14 protein-coding genes and 2 pseudogenes are annotated in these 13,855 nt (G+C 62.2%); 12 read left to right on the top strand and 4 right to left on the bottom strand.

Annotation, left to right across the window (positions count from 1 at the left end; all coding sequences use genetic code 11):
- The first annotated feature begins 259 nt into the window (after nucleotides 1-259).
- Both AC0L3X_RS22930 and AC0L3X_RS22925 read left to right on the top strand, forming a co-directional pair.
- Complete coding sequence (locus AC0L3X_RS22930) at nucleotides 260-469, top strand: hypothetical protein (RefSeq protein WP_162479050.1); 210 nt, start codon at nucleotides 260-262, stop codon at nucleotides 467-469.
- Nucleotides 470-875: 406 nt separating this feature from the next.
- Nucleotides 876-1,771, top strand: a pseudogene (locus AC0L3X_RS22925) (3'-5' exonuclease).
- A 41-nt stretch (nucleotides 1,772-1,812) separates the two neighbouring features.
- On the opposite strand, the gene AC0L3X_RS22920 reads toward AC0L3X_RS22925, so the two are convergent.
- Nucleotides 1,813-1,944, bottom strand: coding sequence for a DUF3606 domain-containing protein (locus AC0L3X_RS22920; protein ID WP_162479052.1), 132 nt, complete (start codon nucleotides 1,942-1,944; stop codon nucleotides 1,813-1,815).
- Between the two features lie 2 nt (nucleotides 1,945-1,946).
- On the opposite strand from AC0L3X_RS22920, the pseudogene AC0L3X_RS22915 reads away from it, so the two are divergent.
- The 4 genes and pseudogenes from AC0L3X_RS22915 to AC0L3X_RS22900 form a co-directional block, all read left to right on the top strand.
- A pseudogene (locus tag AC0L3X_RS22915) lies at nucleotides 1,947-2,063 on the top strand (ATP dependent DNA ligase); the annotation flags it as partial.
- A 212-nt stretch (nucleotides 2,064-2,275) separates the two neighbouring features.
- On the top strand, nucleotides 2,276-2,743 hold the full coding sequence (locus AC0L3X_RS22910) for a (2Fe-2S)-binding protein (protein WP_085350938.1): 468 nt from the start codon (nucleotides 2,276-2,278) through the stop codon (nucleotides 2,741-2,743).
- On the top strand, nucleotides 2,668-4,359 hold the full coding sequence (locus AC0L3X_RS22905; protein WP_456679823.1) for a molybdopterin cofactor-binding domain-containing protein: 1,692 nt from the start codon (nucleotides 2,668-2,670) through the stop codon (nucleotides 4,357-4,359). The genes AC0L3X_RS22910 and AC0L3X_RS22905 overlap by 76 nt, the downstream gene beginning before the upstream one ends.
- A 62-nt stretch (nucleotides 4,360-4,421) precedes the next feature.
- Nucleotides 4,422-4,868 (top strand): molybdopterin cofactor-binding domain-containing protein, encoded by a 447-nt coding sequence (locus AC0L3X_RS22900; RefSeq protein ID WP_354100347.1) that lies wholly within the window; start codon nucleotides 4,422-4,424, stop codon nucleotides 4,866-4,868.
- Between the two features lie 142 nt (nucleotides 4,869-5,010).
- On the opposite strand, the gene AC0L3X_RS22895 is transcribed toward AC0L3X_RS22900, so the two are convergent.
- A complete protein-coding gene (locus AC0L3X_RS22895; RefSeq protein WP_162479054.1) occupies nucleotides 5,011-6,042 on the bottom strand; it encodes a LysR family transcriptional regulator in 1,032 nt (343 codons plus the stop codon).
- 86 nt (nucleotides 6,043-6,128) lie between these two features.
- On the opposite strand from AC0L3X_RS22895, the gene AC0L3X_RS22890 reads away from it, so the two are divergent.
- From AC0L3X_RS22890 to AC0L3X_RS22875, 4 genes are all read left to right on the top strand, one after another.
- A complete protein-coding gene (locus AC0L3X_RS22890; protein ID WP_162479055.1) occupies nucleotides 6,129-6,878 on the top strand; it encodes an SDR family oxidoreductase in 750 nt (249 codons plus the stop codon).
- A 19-nt stretch (nucleotides 6,879-6,897) separates the two neighbouring features.
- Nucleotides 6,898-8,010 carry an alkene reductase gene (locus AC0L3X_RS22885; RefSeq protein ID WP_162479056.1) on the top strand — a complete coding sequence of 371 codons (1,113 nt, stop codon included), beginning with the start codon at nucleotides 6,898-6,900 and terminating at the stop codon, nucleotides 8,008-8,010.
- A gap of 242 nt (nucleotides 8,011-8,252) precedes the next feature.
- Entirely contained in the window at nucleotides 8,253-8,621 is a 369-nt protein-coding gene (locus AC0L3X_RS22880) for a nuclear transport factor 2 family protein (protein WP_162479057.1), read from the top strand.
- 702 nt (nucleotides 8,622-9,323) lie between these two features.
- Nucleotides 9,324-9,899, top strand: a complete 576-nt coding sequence (locus AC0L3X_RS22875) for an integrase family protein (protein WP_354100348.1) — start codon at nucleotides 9,324-9,326, stop codon at nucleotides 9,897-9,899.
- A 638-nt stretch (nucleotides 9,900-10,537) separates the two neighbouring features.
- On the opposite strand, the gene AC0L3X_RS22870 is transcribed toward AC0L3X_RS22875, so the two are convergent.
- Entirely contained in the window at nucleotides 10,538-12,355 is a 1,818-nt protein-coding gene (locus AC0L3X_RS22870; RefSeq protein ID WP_354100349.1) for a hypothetical protein, read from the bottom strand.
- 633 nt (nucleotides 12,356-12,988) lie between these two features.
- Between AC0L3X_RS22870 and AC0L3X_RS22865 the strand changes: the two genes are divergently transcribed.
- Nucleotides 12,989-13,246, top strand: a complete 258-nt coding sequence (locus AC0L3X_RS22865; RefSeq protein WP_135217021.1) for a hypothetical protein — start codon at nucleotides 12,989-12,991, stop codon at nucleotides 13,244-13,246.
- A 128-nt stretch (nucleotides 13,247-13,374) separates the two neighbouring features.
- Here AC0L3X_RS22865 and AC0L3X_RS22860 read toward each other — a convergent pair whose 3' ends face one another.
- Nucleotides 13,375-13,608: a hypothetical protein gene (locus AC0L3X_RS22860; protein ID WP_354100350.1), complete on the bottom strand. Its 234-nt coding sequence runs from the start codon at nucleotides 13,606-13,608 to the stop codon at nucleotides 13,375-13,377.
- A 69-nt stretch (nucleotides 13,609-13,677) separates the two neighbouring features.
- Here AC0L3X_RS22860 and AC0L3X_RS22855 point away from each other — a divergent pair.
- Nucleotides 13,678-13,855 (top strand): transposase (locus tag AC0L3X_RS22855; protein WP_473316835.1); only part of this gene is annotated, 178 nt, incomplete at its 3' end.

The raw sequence follows: 13,855 nt of genomic DNA, 5'->3' as shown, positions 1-13,855 counted from the left end.
CTCCGAGTTTAGACGCTTCGGGGATTCAAGTCGCATGGAGCATTGCCGTTCCGCTCGAGCGCGTGGTGCTCAAGCGAGACATGGTTCGCAGGAGGGAACACCGCGGATGTCTCTCGTCGCCGCAGCGCGGTCGCTCTGGACCGCCGATCGCTCGCTTGTTCCGGCGGACCTCGTCACGCCGTCCGGAGGACGGGCAGGCTTCTTGACTCCAGGAGCGCGGGCTACTCAACTCTCGGCAGTGATGATGAGGGGGTACGTCATGGAGCAGGAGTTCTATCTAGGTCTCGCGCAGCGGATCCGGGTCATCGCCGAAAAGGCCGATCCGTTCACCCGGCGTCGTCTGCTGGATCTCGCCAAGCGGTACGACGCCAAGGGTGGCCCCGCGCGCTCCGGAGCAACCGAACGACGGTTGCCCCTCCCGCGCACCACGCCACCGGCTTCGGTCTTCTCCGGACCGGGCGAGGTCTGACGCCCACGTCGGTCGTTTTTCAACCGTGCCGCAGCGCGCCACCGGTCGATCCTCGTCGGCTTCAAGAAACGCGCGAGAGCTGACGGACGCCCCTGAGAACGGACGTTACATGCCCAGCCGCTGGTTCTGGCCTCACCGGCGAGGATTTGACGCCGTAGACGCGAACGGCGGAGCAGTTTGTCCTAGCCGCCCAAGCTCGGCTCTTTAGGCGCGCTGTGTTCAAGTCCAGAGGGTGAGACTGCGAACTGAGCCGTTCGGCCGCCGCGGCTGCCAAGCGCGCAACACGCCCCAACCGCGTCAACATGCCCGAAAAGCCCGTGAATTGCCTGTTTTTCGGATACCTCCCGACCGGCGCGCCCGGTATCGTGGGCATCACGGCCAATCGGTAGGGACACCACGAGAAGAGATGTTTCAAGACGCTTCGGATCTGGCCGCGATGGCCGAGACCTTGAGCCAGTCGACGGACTACCGCGTGCTGCGGCGCCTCGTGCCGCGGCCGTCGTCCATCCCGGCCCGAGGACAGGAAACCCGGACCGGCATCCTGCTGGACACCGAGACGACCGGCCTCGATCACGCCAGGGACGAAATCATCGAGCTCGGGATGGTCAAATTCGACTACTCGGCTGATGGTCGGATCGTCAGCCTCCGCGACACATTCTCCGCCTTCAACGAGCCGTCCGCGCCGATCCCGCCCGAGGTGACGGCGCTCACCGGCATTACCGACGACATGGTCGCCGGCCACAAGATCGAGGAGGCCGCGGTGAACGCCTTCGTCGACGGCGCGGTGATCTCCATCGCGCACAACGCGGGCTTCGATCGCAAATTCGCCGAGCGGTACTGGCCGGTCTTCGAAGACATGGCCTGGGGTTGCAGCGCGACCGAGGTAGATTGGCGGAAGCACGGATTCGCAGGCGCGCAACTCGCGTACCTTCTGAACGGCGCCGGATTTTTCCACCAGGCCCACCGGGCGGTCGACGATTGCCACGCCCTGCTGGAGATCTTGGACTTCACGCTTCCTGCGACGGGAGCGCCGGCGCTCGCCGTCCTGCTCGAGACAGCACGAAAAACGACGACGCGTATCTGGGCCGAGCAGTCGCCGTTCGAGCTCAAGGATTCGCTGAAGAATCGGGGTACCGGTGGAACGACGGCAGCGACGGTCGGCCGAAGTCCTGGCACATAGACGTCTGCGAGACCGCTCTCGATGACGAGCTGACGTTCCTGCGGACCGAGATCTACCTGCGGAACGTCGAGCCCCGGCTGCAGACCTTGACCGCCTTCTCGCGCTTCTCGTGCAGGGTCTGATGGCCTAGCCGCCCCCACCTGGTTAGGAGGGCGAACCTGCCTCAGCGGCCGAGGCGCTTCTCGACGCTCTTGCGGGAGTTGCCGACTTTCTTCAAGGCCTTCTTGACGGCGGCGGCCGAGCGGCCGGTCTTCTTCGCCTCATAGCCGACTTCGTACTTCTGCCCGCCGGCCACACGAGCGCGTCGCGCACAAGAACATCTGGGTCGAGCCGAAGCTGCTTGCCGAGGTGGAGTACCGGGCCAAGTCGGCCGAGGGAAAGGTGCGGCACCCGTTCTTGAAGGGACTTCGAGAAATCGCGATGACGTGCGCCGACACCTCCACGGCTCCCGCACCCGATGCTCCCGATTTATTCCCACTTGGAACAATTGAAGCGAATGGGCCGACTGTTTGCAGCCATTCGATCATAATGTACGTCGGGAGGAGGAGCCCGCGAGCGACGCCTGCTGCAAGGGGTTTTCCGAAAAATGTCACGGGTAGCGGACAGCAGGTTCATGCGAGGGCGCGATGGTAAGCTTTGAATTGAACGGACGTGCCGTAAGCGTGGACGTCGATGGCGCAACGCCGCTTCTCTGGGTGTTGCGGGACGAACTCGGTCTTACAGGTACGAAGTTCGGATGCGGGGTCGCGCAGTGCGGCGCCTGCACTGTTCACGTGAACGGACAAGCGACCCGGTGCTGCGTTCTTCCGATTGATTCGATCGCGGACGCGAAGATCACGACCATCGAGGGCATATCGACCCACAGCGATCATGCGGTGCAGACGGCATGGGTCGAAGCCCAGGTACCGCAATGCGGCTATTGCCAGTCGGGGATGATCATGGCGACGGCGGCGTTGCTCGCCGAGAACCCGTCGCCGAGCGACGAGGATATCGATACGGCAATAACCAACATCTGCCGATGCGGGACATATCCGCGTATCCGGGCGGCCATTCATGCGGCCAGCAAGACGATGAAGGTCGGAGCCACGAAATGAGCTTCATCTCGAGCAGCCGCAGATCCTTTCTTAAGGCGTCCGCCGCCGTCATCGCCTCGAACGCCTTTGTTCTGCCGTTCGCCCACGCCGCGGGCGGGCCTGCGAGTGCCAATTCTTTCGAACAAGGATACCTGCGCATCGACCAGGCCGGTACGATCACCGTGGTCTCTCCGGTTGCGGAAGTGGGGCAGGGAACGACGACGACCCTCGCCATGATCCTGGGCGATGCGCTTGACGCCGATTGGTCCACGATCGAGTTCGAACTAGCGGGCGTCGGTCCGCAATTCGTCAAGCCCACATACGGAATGCAACTGACGGGGGCCAGCACTGGGGTAAGCGGCTTCCACGACACGTTTCGTAGGTCCGGCGCTACCGCACGCGCGATGCTCATGGGAGCCGCAGCGAAGCGCTGGTCCGTCACTCCAGACGAATGCGAAACGGCTGCAGGCCGCGTCGTGCTCAAATCCGGCGGAAAGAGCCTGTCCTACGGAGAACTCGCCGCGGCAGCTTCGACGCTGGCCGTGCCGTCGCCGGAGAGCGTCGAGGGCGCGGCCAGCCGGTTCGTCGGCAAGCGCGTGGCCCGCCTCGACATCCCCTCCAAAGTGAACGGATCGGCCAAGTACGCCATCGACGTGCGCATGCCGGACCTCCTGTACGCGACCGCCGTGATGGCGCCGGTCTTCGGGGCGAAGCCCGCCAAATACGATCGTGCAAAGGTCATGGGTCGCAACGGCGTGCATTCGGTGTTGGAGCTTCAGGATGGCGTCGCCATCGTCGCCAACCGCTGGTGGACGGCCCATTCGGCCGTCGACGATTTGAATGTCGAATGGACGGCGACTGGCAACGATAAGACCTCCGACGAGACGATCAGCGCGCAGCTTTGGCGGGACCTCAAGGAGCAGAAGCCTTTCCTCGCCAACAAGGCAGGAAAGCCGGACGAAATCTTCACCGGCGCCAAGAGCGTCATGACGCGGGGCTACGAAGTGCCGTTCCTGGCGCATACGACCATGGAGCCGATGGCGTGCGTAGCCAAGGTCGATGCCTCTTCCTGCGAAGTATGGTTCGCTTCGCAACGGCCGGACCACGCGCGCGAGGTCGCCGCGAAATACCTGGGGCTTCCGGAGACCGCGGTGACCGTCCATCCGACGCTGGGGGGCGGCGGCTTCGGCCGACGTCAGGAGTCCGACGTCGTCCTTCAGGCCGTCACGATCGCGAAGTCGGTACCCGGACGGCCGGTCAAGCTTCTTTGGCCGCGCGAGGAGGATGTGCAGCACGACTTCTACCGGCCTGCCGGCGTGTCCGAGCTATCCGCGGTGATCTCCGGGGGCAGGTCGAAGCCTTGCGGCATCGCCAGGCGAGCCCTTCCGTATTGCCTCGCTCGTTCCCCGCGGTCTTCTCTCTCGTCCCATACGACCTGTCCGTCGCCGACGGCGTCTACCCGATCTATGGCTTTCCGAACCAGGATGCCACATGGGTCCGGAGCGACACGCACGTGCCGGCGGGGATGTGGCGGACGGTCGGTGCGTCGCAAAACATATTCGCCATCGAAAGCTTCATCGACGAACTCGCCGCGGAAACCGGGCAGGATGCATTCGCCTTCCGCAGGGAACATCTGAAGCACGACGCGCGCGCCCTCGCGGCGTTCGACCGGCTCGGCGAGCTGTGCGATTGGCCTTCGGTGTCGAGCAAGGGCCGGGCGGTTGGACTTGCGATCAGTCACAAGAACGACGACTGCCTGGTCGCCCAGGCGGCCGAGATCTCGATGGACAAGGGCAAGCTTCGAGTCCGGAAGATCTGGTCGGTTGCTGACTCCGGGAAGGTGTTCGCTCCGGATATCGCCCGCGGCCAGATCGAGGGTGCAGCCATCTGGGCGCTCACTGCGGCGCTCTACGGCAAGATCACCATTGCCGACGGACGCGTTCAGGAAAGCAACTTCGACGGCTACCAGATGGTCCGTCTCGACGAGACGCCGGAATTCGTGACCGAGTTCATCGAAAGCGGGGCGAAGGTCGAGGGCATGGGTGAGGGCGGCGGCCCCGGAGTGGCTCCCGCGGTATGCAACGCCTTGTTCAAACTCACCGGCAAGCGGATACGGAGGCTGCCGATCATGTCGCAGCTCGGCTGACCCGCGCTAAACCGGATGGGCATGATCCATTCGATGCCACGGAAACCCAGATCGAGACAACGCGAAGGTGTCGGCATTCCACGGCGTGCGCACAGTTCTTCTCAAGTGACGCCCCAGCCGAGGCGCCGCCGGCCGTCCAGGTCTATCTGTCCGCTGTACGGCGGCTGCGACCACGTTTCGTCTCGAGGGCGGCAGGTGTCCGGATCCTGAGCATCGATTTCGGAGTGCGACGTAGCTCGATACCGAGCTCCTCGTCCCACGGCGGGGGAGTACGGAACGCCTCGAACAGCAGTGACATGAAGGCTTTGACGTTGGGGTTTCCGCGTCTGCTCTCGGGCCAGACCGCCGATATGTTGGATCGTTCGTAAGTGTAGTCGATGAGCACCGGCACGAGCAGACCGCGTTTGACGTAGCCCGCCGCGACGTAGGTCGGCGAAATACCGATGCCGCCGCCGGCGATCAGAATTGCCGCTACCGCATCGCTTGCGTCGGCGACGATCTTCGCTTCGGGTATGAATTCGAGGACCCGCTCGCCGTCCTTGAAGGGCCAGCGCAGCGATTGTCCCGAACTCTGATAGCGGAAGTTGATGCAATCGTGCTCGACCAGTTCGTCGGGATGCACTGGCGTTCCCCGCCGCTTCAGATACTCCGGTGAGGCGAACGCGCAGACGCGGTGCGGCGCCAAATGCTTCGAGATCAGACGCGAATCTCCGAGGTCACCGACGCGGATCGCGATGTCGATGCCCTCTTCGATGAGGTCGATGAAGCGATCGCCGAGCCTCAGGTCGATCGATACCTTCGGAAAGCGATCCCGAAATCGCGGGAGAAGGGGCGCGATGAGATGTACCCCCACCGGAACCGACGCCGTGATCTTGAGCGTGCCGGATGGCTCGGATCTCGCCGCGACCGCCGCCTGGTGGATGTCCTCGACTTCCTTCAGGAGCCGCAGCGCCCGCTCGTGCAGGTTACTGCCTTCTGGCGTCAGTACCAGCGAGCGTGTCGTTCGGCTGAACAGCCGAAGACCCAACTGCTGCTCCAGTCTCTGAACGCTCTTGCTCACGGCCGACGGGGAAATTCCCAAGGATCTTGCCGCGGCCGTGTAGCTTCCCAAGGACGCCGCCCGAGCGAACGCCACAATCCCGGTCAGACGGTCCAAGCCGATATGTTCTGTCATGGAACAAGTGTAGTGCTTAACGGCATGATTTTCAAATCGGCGGAATGAACTACTCTGACGGCATCGTTAACGCAACGGAGGAAGCCATGCCCGATGCCATCTCACCGGTTCGGCTCGAAGCCAATCTCAATGGGAAGGTCGTGGTCGTTTTCGGCGGTACGTCGGGAATCGGGCTGTCGGCAGCCATTCGCGCAAAGGCGGCGGGAGCCGGAGTGTTTGTGATCGGTATGGACGCGGAGAAGGCCAAGAAGACCGCGGCGCAGTACGGTTTTGTTGGTTGGCGCGCGGTCGATGTCACCAAAGGGGACGCCGTGAAGGCAGCCTTGGCTGACATTCCCCATGTCGACCATCTGGTCCTGCTTGCAGGCTCGTTCGTGGCGGGCAAGGTCGTGGACGCTGATATCGAATACCTGCGCAAAGCCTTTGACGAGCGAATCTGGGCAGCCTCCTATGCGATCCAGTCGCTTGGCACCCGCCTCTCTTCCGATGCCTCGGTCACGCTGATCTCGGGCATCTTGGCGGATAGGCCAAATACCTTCGGCACGGCCATTTTGGCCGCCGCATCTGCGGCCATGGAGGCGTTCGCGCGCGGACTGGCGCTCGAACTTGCCCCTCGTAGGGTGAATGCCATCTCTCCCGGCACAGTCGACACGCCCTTGCTCGGAAAGGTCCTCGGGGAGGGTCGCGATGGATACGTCGCAGCGCTCGCGGAGAAGCTCCCCTTGAAGCGTATCGGCACTGCGGACGAAGTCGGCGCGGCGGTCGTCTTCCTGATGAGCAACGGCTTCATGACCGGGGAGACGCTGCACATCGACGGCGGCGCCCGCCTGGTCTGATCCGCCGACGAGGATGAGCATGCCGAGTCTCCTGGATCCGATAAAGATCGGTGCGATCGAGGCACCCAACCGTATCATCATGGCGCCCATGACCCGGGCCCGGGGCACGCGCGGGCATGTGCCGACGCCCATCATGGCGACCTACTATTCCCAGCGGGCATCGGCCGGCCTGATCATCACCGAAGCGATCGGGGTCAGCCGAGAGGGACTAGGTTGGCCCTTCGCGACCGGCCTTTGGACGGCCGAGCAGGTCGCCGGCTGGGCGATGGTCACCGACGCCGTGCACGAAGCCGGCGGACGGATCATCGCGCAGCTTTGGCATATGGGCCGTGTCGTGCACCCGAGTTTCCTGGAGGATGCCCAACCGGTATCCGCTTCGGTGACGAAGGCGCCGGGTCATGCCCACACCTACGCGGGTACTCAACCGTACACGGCTGCGCGCTCTCTGCGCGCGGACGAGATCCCCAGACTGCTGCAGGATTTCCGCGCGGGCGCGCGCAACGCGATCGAGGCCGGGTTCGACGGCATCCAGCTTCACGCCTCGAATGGCTATCTGATCGACCAATTCCTGCGGGACAGCGCCAACTTCCGGAGCGACGGCTACGGAGGGCCGATCCAAAACAGGATCCGCCTGCTGCGCGAAGTGACCGAAGCCGTCGCCCACGAAGTCGGCGTAGAGCGCACGGGGGTACGCCTTTCTCCGAACGGAGAGACGCAGGGTGTGCGGGACAGCGATCCCCTTCCGCTCTTCTGCTCCGCAGCAGAAGTTCTGTCGTCCATCGGAATTGCACATCTCGAACTCCGGGAACCACCATTGGACGGCACCTTCGGCGTCGGCTATCTGCACCCGCTGGCCGCCCAGATACGCCCGCATTTCAAAGGAACGCTCATCCTCAACTCCGACTTCGACCCCGTCCGCGCTCAAGCCGAAATCGATGCCGGCGCCGGCGACGCCATAGCTTTCGGTCGGCCCTTCATTTCAAACCCGGATCTCGTCGAGCGCATCGCAAGCGGACTCCCCCTTTCTCCGGATGACCGTGAAACGTGGTTTACGCAAGATACGAAGGGCTACACGGATTATCCGGCTGCCGGCCAGGATTTGGCGGCGCCAGCTGCGAAGGGCAACGCATGAAAGACGTCTCTCGAAACTGCGCGTTTCCCGGCTCCTGGCGGTGATCCGGAAGATGGACGTTGCCGCGCGGACGATCGCGAGGGGGGGCGGCCTTGCGGGGCTCTTCGCGACGGCATGCGCCGTCGAACTCATCAGCGAGTGGACTCCGCTGGCGCGGCGCTCTCTTTCGTTCCCACCTCGCTCTATCGCGCCGAAACTTTCAAAGCCGCTGCGGCCCCAACCGCTATCGAAAGGATACGAAAATGACGGAACTCGACTACGACCACTTGTTGCGACCGAATCTCGAGCACGTGTTCAACGAGCGCGACTCCGGCAAGCGAAAGGCGGCGATAGCTGACCTCTACGTGGAGGAGCCCGTGATGTACGAGCCGACAGCAATCGTGCGCGGGAGAAACGAGATCGCGCGGATCGCAGGCGAACTTCTCGAGCGGTTCGGACCGACCTTCACGTTCGTGCCCGATGGAATTGCCGTCGGTCACCACGATATCGGGTGTCTTCACTGGCACGCCGGCCCGAAGGACGGCCCCGTCGCCGTCACGGGAATGGACGTCGCCGAAATCGTCGAAGGCCGCATCTCGCGCCTCTGGGTCATGCTGAATCCGTCGTCCTGAACCTGCTCGGATGTCGTCGTTCCGGCGAAGCATTCGCTCTTCGGGACGCAGGGGACGAAAGCACCGTCCCAGCTTTTCTGAGAAGGTGCCGTCCGGATCCCGATGGATTTACGAAATCATATTCGAAGGGTCTTTAAGGGCTGCGCGAGGACGTGTGATTCACGCGTGCTGCTGAGCATGGCGACATTCGTCCTGCTGGTGCGTTACAAGCTGCCCGGCGCGGGTTGATCGACGACCTGGTCGAACGTCAACACACGAGCGTGCGTTCGAACGTTCAGTAACGGCCGCGTCGTCCGCCCCGACCGCCTTCAGACACTCGAAATCAATCGAGTTTGACCGCCGAATCGGCCGCGCGAGTGGTACACAGAGGTGGTCACAAAACTCGGCCGGGCTTTTTAGGAATCCTTGTTTACCGCGGGTTTTCGCGCGTTTCTGGCATCGGGGGTGAGATTCCCACTCTCTCCGCCAGTATATTGTTCTCCTCTGTTCGTAGTCATTCGGACTCCACAGCAAAATCAGTGACTTGCGCCGAAAAGCTGTACTTCGCAGTTCGTCGGTGTTCTTCCTAATCTGCTCACTAACCGTAGTTTTTACCCGTGGGTTCGGAGGACGGTTTTCCTGGAGGAACAATGGCTGGAAGGCTCAAACCACTCGACATAGAACGCCAAACCAAGCCCGGACGCTGATGGTGCTGGGCTCTACTTGATCATCACCGGCCCAACATCGAAGAGCTGGTCATACAGATATTGGAAAGACGGCAAAGAGCGCTGGCACGGCCTGGGCTCGTTGAAGGACGTGTCGCTCAAGGACGCACGTCTTGCGCGCGATGCGGCTCGGCTGCGCGTAAAGGGCGATCGCAGCACCGCCGGCGTGGATATCGTGCAGGAGAGGCGAAAAGCACGCGACGAAATGAAAGCCGTCGAGGCAAAGGTTGTGTTGCCGACGTTCGAAGAATGCGCGGAAGCCTACATCCGGGCGAACTGGTCGAGCTGGAGCGAGAAGCATCGCGATCAGTGGCCGTCCTCGCTCAAGCGCTACGCATACGGACGTGTAACGGTGCACGGATTCCGGTCGACCTTCGCAACTTGGGCCGAGGAATGCACCGACTATCCGGATGGCGTACGCGAAGCTGCACTGGCCCACAAATACAAGAGCGAGACGACCGCAGCCTATCAACGAGATCAAAAGCTCGAAAAGCGCCGGGCGCTAATGAAGGATTGGGCCGTATTCCTGACCGGCGCCAATGTGACCCAATTTGAGGACCGGAGGACAGGATAGGCCGTCGAGCCAACAGTGAGGGTCAAAAGCGTTGGTTGCGTCCGATCCAAGGCTCCCGGTCTGCCCCAAGAGTAGCAGGGCGCTCGGCAAACGGCCGGCTCAAGGCCAGAAGCGGAATTGGTGTCGGTCTCTATCCACCGCAAAGCCAGACAAGCCGAGACTGGATTGCATGTGAGCGAGGGGCTGCGGTTCCCGGGCTCGCAGGCACCGAAGTAGCTCGCACAACAAAGAAGGACCGCTGTCGTCCACAGCGGCCCCTCACGCTTTCCGGGTTTCAATAATTCCGAAATGAAATGGCTTAACCAGCCCCGGAATGCCACTTTGTCCCGGTTAATAAATCCTTTCCATAACCTATGTGAATCGCGCGCCCCTAATTCTTGAGTGGAGGCCGCCTTGTTCGGATTAGCCACCGGCGGCACTGGATCCTGAGGCGGCCGGTGCACGACGTAAGGATTGCTCGGCGGTGTGGGGCTATCCGTAAGCGAGGCCACCTCCTGGAGCTCCGGCGCAGCAAGATTCGGGGAGCGATCCACCATCAACGTGGTGGCTTGGAGAGCGGGAGGTCCCTAGGAACTTTCGGAGGTGCAGCCCATTGAGCGGTCATTCAAGTAGAGGACAGCTCTTGAACCACATCGCAGTTATCTTGATCTTGCTCGTTGGCGGCTCTTCGCTCGCTTCGGCCCAGAGTGCGAGTGGATCGAGCAGCAGCGGCTCGGCGGCGAGTGGAACTGCGACCACCGGCTCGAAAGGTTATGCGGGCGGCAATGGGCGCCGGGGCCGGTCGTGTTCACAATTTTGAGCCCGGTCGAGCCTGTGGCCGTGCCGCCGTTGATGACCAGCCTATCGGACGGCGCGCCGTCGTTCCCTAGATAGGTATTCATCGTGATGGTGCCGCCGGTGCCACCGTAGCTATTCGCTGTCAGCGTCTTGTAGCTCGACAGCTGTGTTGGATCGCTGGTTGGCGCAGCGTAGATGATCTGGCTGTTGTTGTTGGTGACGTTGGTGGCGATCGAATTACCCGTCATCGTCCAGACGGTCCCTTGCGTGAGATTAACCGTGGCGACGCTGGGATCTGTTGTGATCACCCCCCTCAAGGTCGATGCCGCCGCGTTGAAGGTACTGTTGCCCGACGACAGCGTCTCAAGCAGGGTATTGTTGTTCGCGACCGCAATCGTATTGGTGAGACTGATGTTAGCCGTAGAGCCTTGCACCGAGAAGGACGCGCCGCTGGCCGTAATGGTGCCATTGCTGTAGGTCAGCGTGTTCGCGTTGCCGCCGCTGTTGAACAGAAAGCCGAAGCCGCCGCTACCCGAAGCGGTCACATTGGTGCCGACCATTGTTGCAGTGCCACCGCCTTGCAACAGCCCGCCCGCCCCGTTGACGACGGACACAGAGCCGCCGCTCGTCGTGACGGCTCCGCCTGTCTGTGCATTCACTCCGGCATCCCCAGCGGCGCCTGAGACCTGGATTGTCACATTGGTCGCCGTGGCCGAGCTGCCAGCGCCGATGGCCGCCAGTCCCGCCTCGCCGCCGCCGACACCCGGAACGGTAATGGTGCCACCCGTCAAGGTTACCCGGCCGCCGGCGGTAGCGAGTGCGCCGGCGTCACCGCCGCCGGTGCCGTCCTGTATGACCAAATTGTTGGCCGAGATTGAGCTGCCTGTTCCGGTAGCCAACAAACCCGTATTACCACCTCCCTGGAGCATCGTGACGCTGCCACCGTCGCGAATTTCGACTGTTCCGCCGGCCTGTGCCCTGACTGCGCTGTTTCCATTGCCCAGTCCCAGTCCCGTGATGGGACCCGCCGCTCCGATCTGGATAGTCAGCGAATTATTGGCGATGATCCGACTTCCGGTGCCGTCGGCATTCAGTACGCTGGGCACGGTGCCGCTTGGAATGTTGATCGACGAATTGGTGAGTTGGATAAGTCCGCCGTTCGTCGCCTGCACCAGAGGTTGGCCAAAGCCGTTGGGCCAGGTCATGGTGACGTTGTTCAGGAAGATCGACGCATTGTTGGAGATCACGGCCCTCGCGCCGCCGCCGGTGTTCCCCAGCGCGATATTGTTGGCAGTGATGGTGGCACCACTGACTGCGGTGAGGGCGGTATCGGCGGCGTTGACGTTGCCGTTCGCCGTGACCATTGCGCCCGTGCTGGCGCTAATGCCTGTTCCGCCGCCATTGGCCGTCACGGGGGCGTTTGTCGTGAGCGTAACATTGGCGTTGCTAGTCGCGCTGACCGCTGTCCCAAAGCCGGTGTTCACAGGGCTGTTGACCGTGCAGGGCGGCCCACCGCTCTGAAGAATACCGCCAGGGGGATTGTTGGTTGTGTTGCACGCCTGCGCGCGAGCGGCTTGCGGCGTGCCGGCGAGAAAACCACAAGCCAAGAAAACGGCAAGGTGAGGGGTCCAACTTGACGCTAGGGCCGCGAGCAATTCGCACGACCTGCGCAGTTTCAAGTTTACCTCCGTCCTAGTTGCGTGTCTGCGCGCCGTCGCGGAAAAGGTGACAAAGCGCGACGATCACTGCGCGAAACGCCGCAACTGTGACAAGCACACTGACAATGCCATTAATGTTGGCCGCTGTGGCAAGCGGGCAACGCAGGGGACAGCGATGCTGACCGATTGCGTTTCGCGAATTAAAGAAATCGTAGTCCGGCTATTTGAGGAACTTTCGCCGCGCGCCGACCGACAGCTGAATAGAATCAATATTTCCGGCTAACCCATTTTGTCATGGATTAGGCCGGGCGTCGCTGCGCCTCAGGTTGGCGCTTCCGGCCTTTCTTGCTGCTAGCTCTTCGGCGCTGAGGCGATGTCGGCAGCGGCGCACGCTCGCTCGTCGCCTCTATCAATTCGCCACGACGTCCTCGGCAACCACAGGTGCCGACTGCTCAAGTGACGTCAGCAGCGCGCGGCCCTCATCGGCAATGCGCTCCCAGCTCGCGGAGCACGAGCTTTTGGCCAAAGATATCGAGGCGCTCGGCCCAGCGTTTTGCGCTTGCTCAGTCAGCCGCCGCATTGCGAGATGCAATTTTCTTGTTGTCGTTTGCCCGATGTGTTGGGCTCCATCTGCAGGGAAGCGAGGAGGTGGCCTTGACCTTCACGATCCACTCGTCAAAGGACGGAAACGTCCAACAGACGTTGAGAATTAATTCTCGTTCAGCAGTCGAGCGCGCGCTCGCGCTTCACGACGCGGGTTGGGACGTGTACATAACTGACGCGGCTGGTCGTCAATATCAGCCCGAGACCTTTGAAACTCTTGCTGCGCATGGTCCGGCCCTCACGATTGCAGATCAGATGATCCCGCGCGCCAATTTGGAAATGCGCATCTCGCGCCGCGAAGTTCCGTAAATCGACGATTGCACAACTGGACATCAACGGTTGGGCGTGGTGGCTTGCGGCCGACGCGCGTCGTCGTCGACAATCGCACGAACCCCGACAAAGGTCTCTCCCGCCAACCGCCTGTAGCTCCGGCCGGGTCAGTAATCGCCGACTGCCTTGGCTCGCTCCGGTAAGGTGGCTAGATATTGAGGCGATAAGCGCGTTGAGAACGTGGTGTACAACGGCGGTCCGTATAATGCCGCATCTATGCAGATGGTGGCGGCGCGGCGTTCGACATCAACGTCAAATTCAAGAAAGTGTTCTTTGTCGGCCAGGGTTTTTCTAGCCGCCAGCGCCATTGCGCCAATAGCGCTTACCAAAATCTTCTTCATTGCTTTTGACCTGCCCCTGCCGATTTCCTCCAGTTGAAGTTAGAGTCCGGCCTTCTGAAGGACGGACAGATGAAGCGAGCCAGGTTTACGGAAGAGCAGATTATTGGCGTGCTGCGTGAGCATGAGGCGGGTGCGAAGGCTGCCGATTTGGCGCGGAAGCATGGCGTCTCTGAAGCGACGCTGTACAATTGGAAGGCGAAGTTCGGCGGTCTGGACGTCTCCGATGCCAAGCGGTTGCGGCAACTCG

The sequence above is a fragment of the Bradyrhizobium sp. MI1.7 genome (assembly GCF_055811795.1).
This window is presented reverse-complemented; position numbering and strand designations above follow the sequence as displayed.

Coding starts and splice junctions, on each gene's coding strand:
- AC0L3X_RS22885 (WP_162479056.1), top strand. CDS start 6,898: ATGCCGAGTCTCCTGGATCCGATAAAGATCGGTGCGATCGAGGCACCC.
- AC0L3X_RS22910 (WP_085350938.1), top strand. CDS start 2,276: ATGGTAAGCTTTGAATTGAACGGACGTGCCGTAAGCGTGGACGTCGAT.
- AC0L3X_RS22880 (WP_162479057.1), top strand. CDS start 8,253: ATGACGGAACTCGACTACGACCACTTGTTGCGACCGAATCTCGAGCAC.
- AC0L3X_RS22930 (WP_162479050.1), top strand. CDS start 260: ATGGAGCAGGAGTTCTATCTAGGTCTCGCGCAGCGGATCCGGGTCATC.
- AC0L3X_RS22905 (WP_456679823.1), top strand. CDS start 2,668: ATGCGGGACATATCCGCGTATCCGGGCGGCCATTCATGCGGCCAGCAA.
- AC0L3X_RS22895 (WP_162479054.1), bottom strand. CDS start 6,042: ATGACAGAACATATCGGCTTGGACCGTCTGACCGGGATTGTGGCGTTC.
- AC0L3X_RS22890 (WP_162479055.1), top strand. CDS start 6,129: ATGCCCGATGCCATCTCACCGGTTCGGCTCGAAGCCAATCTCAATGGG.
- AC0L3X_RS22860 (WP_354100350.1), bottom strand. CDS start 13,608: ATGAAGAAGATTTTGGTAAGCGCTATTGGCGCAATGGCGCTGGCGGCT.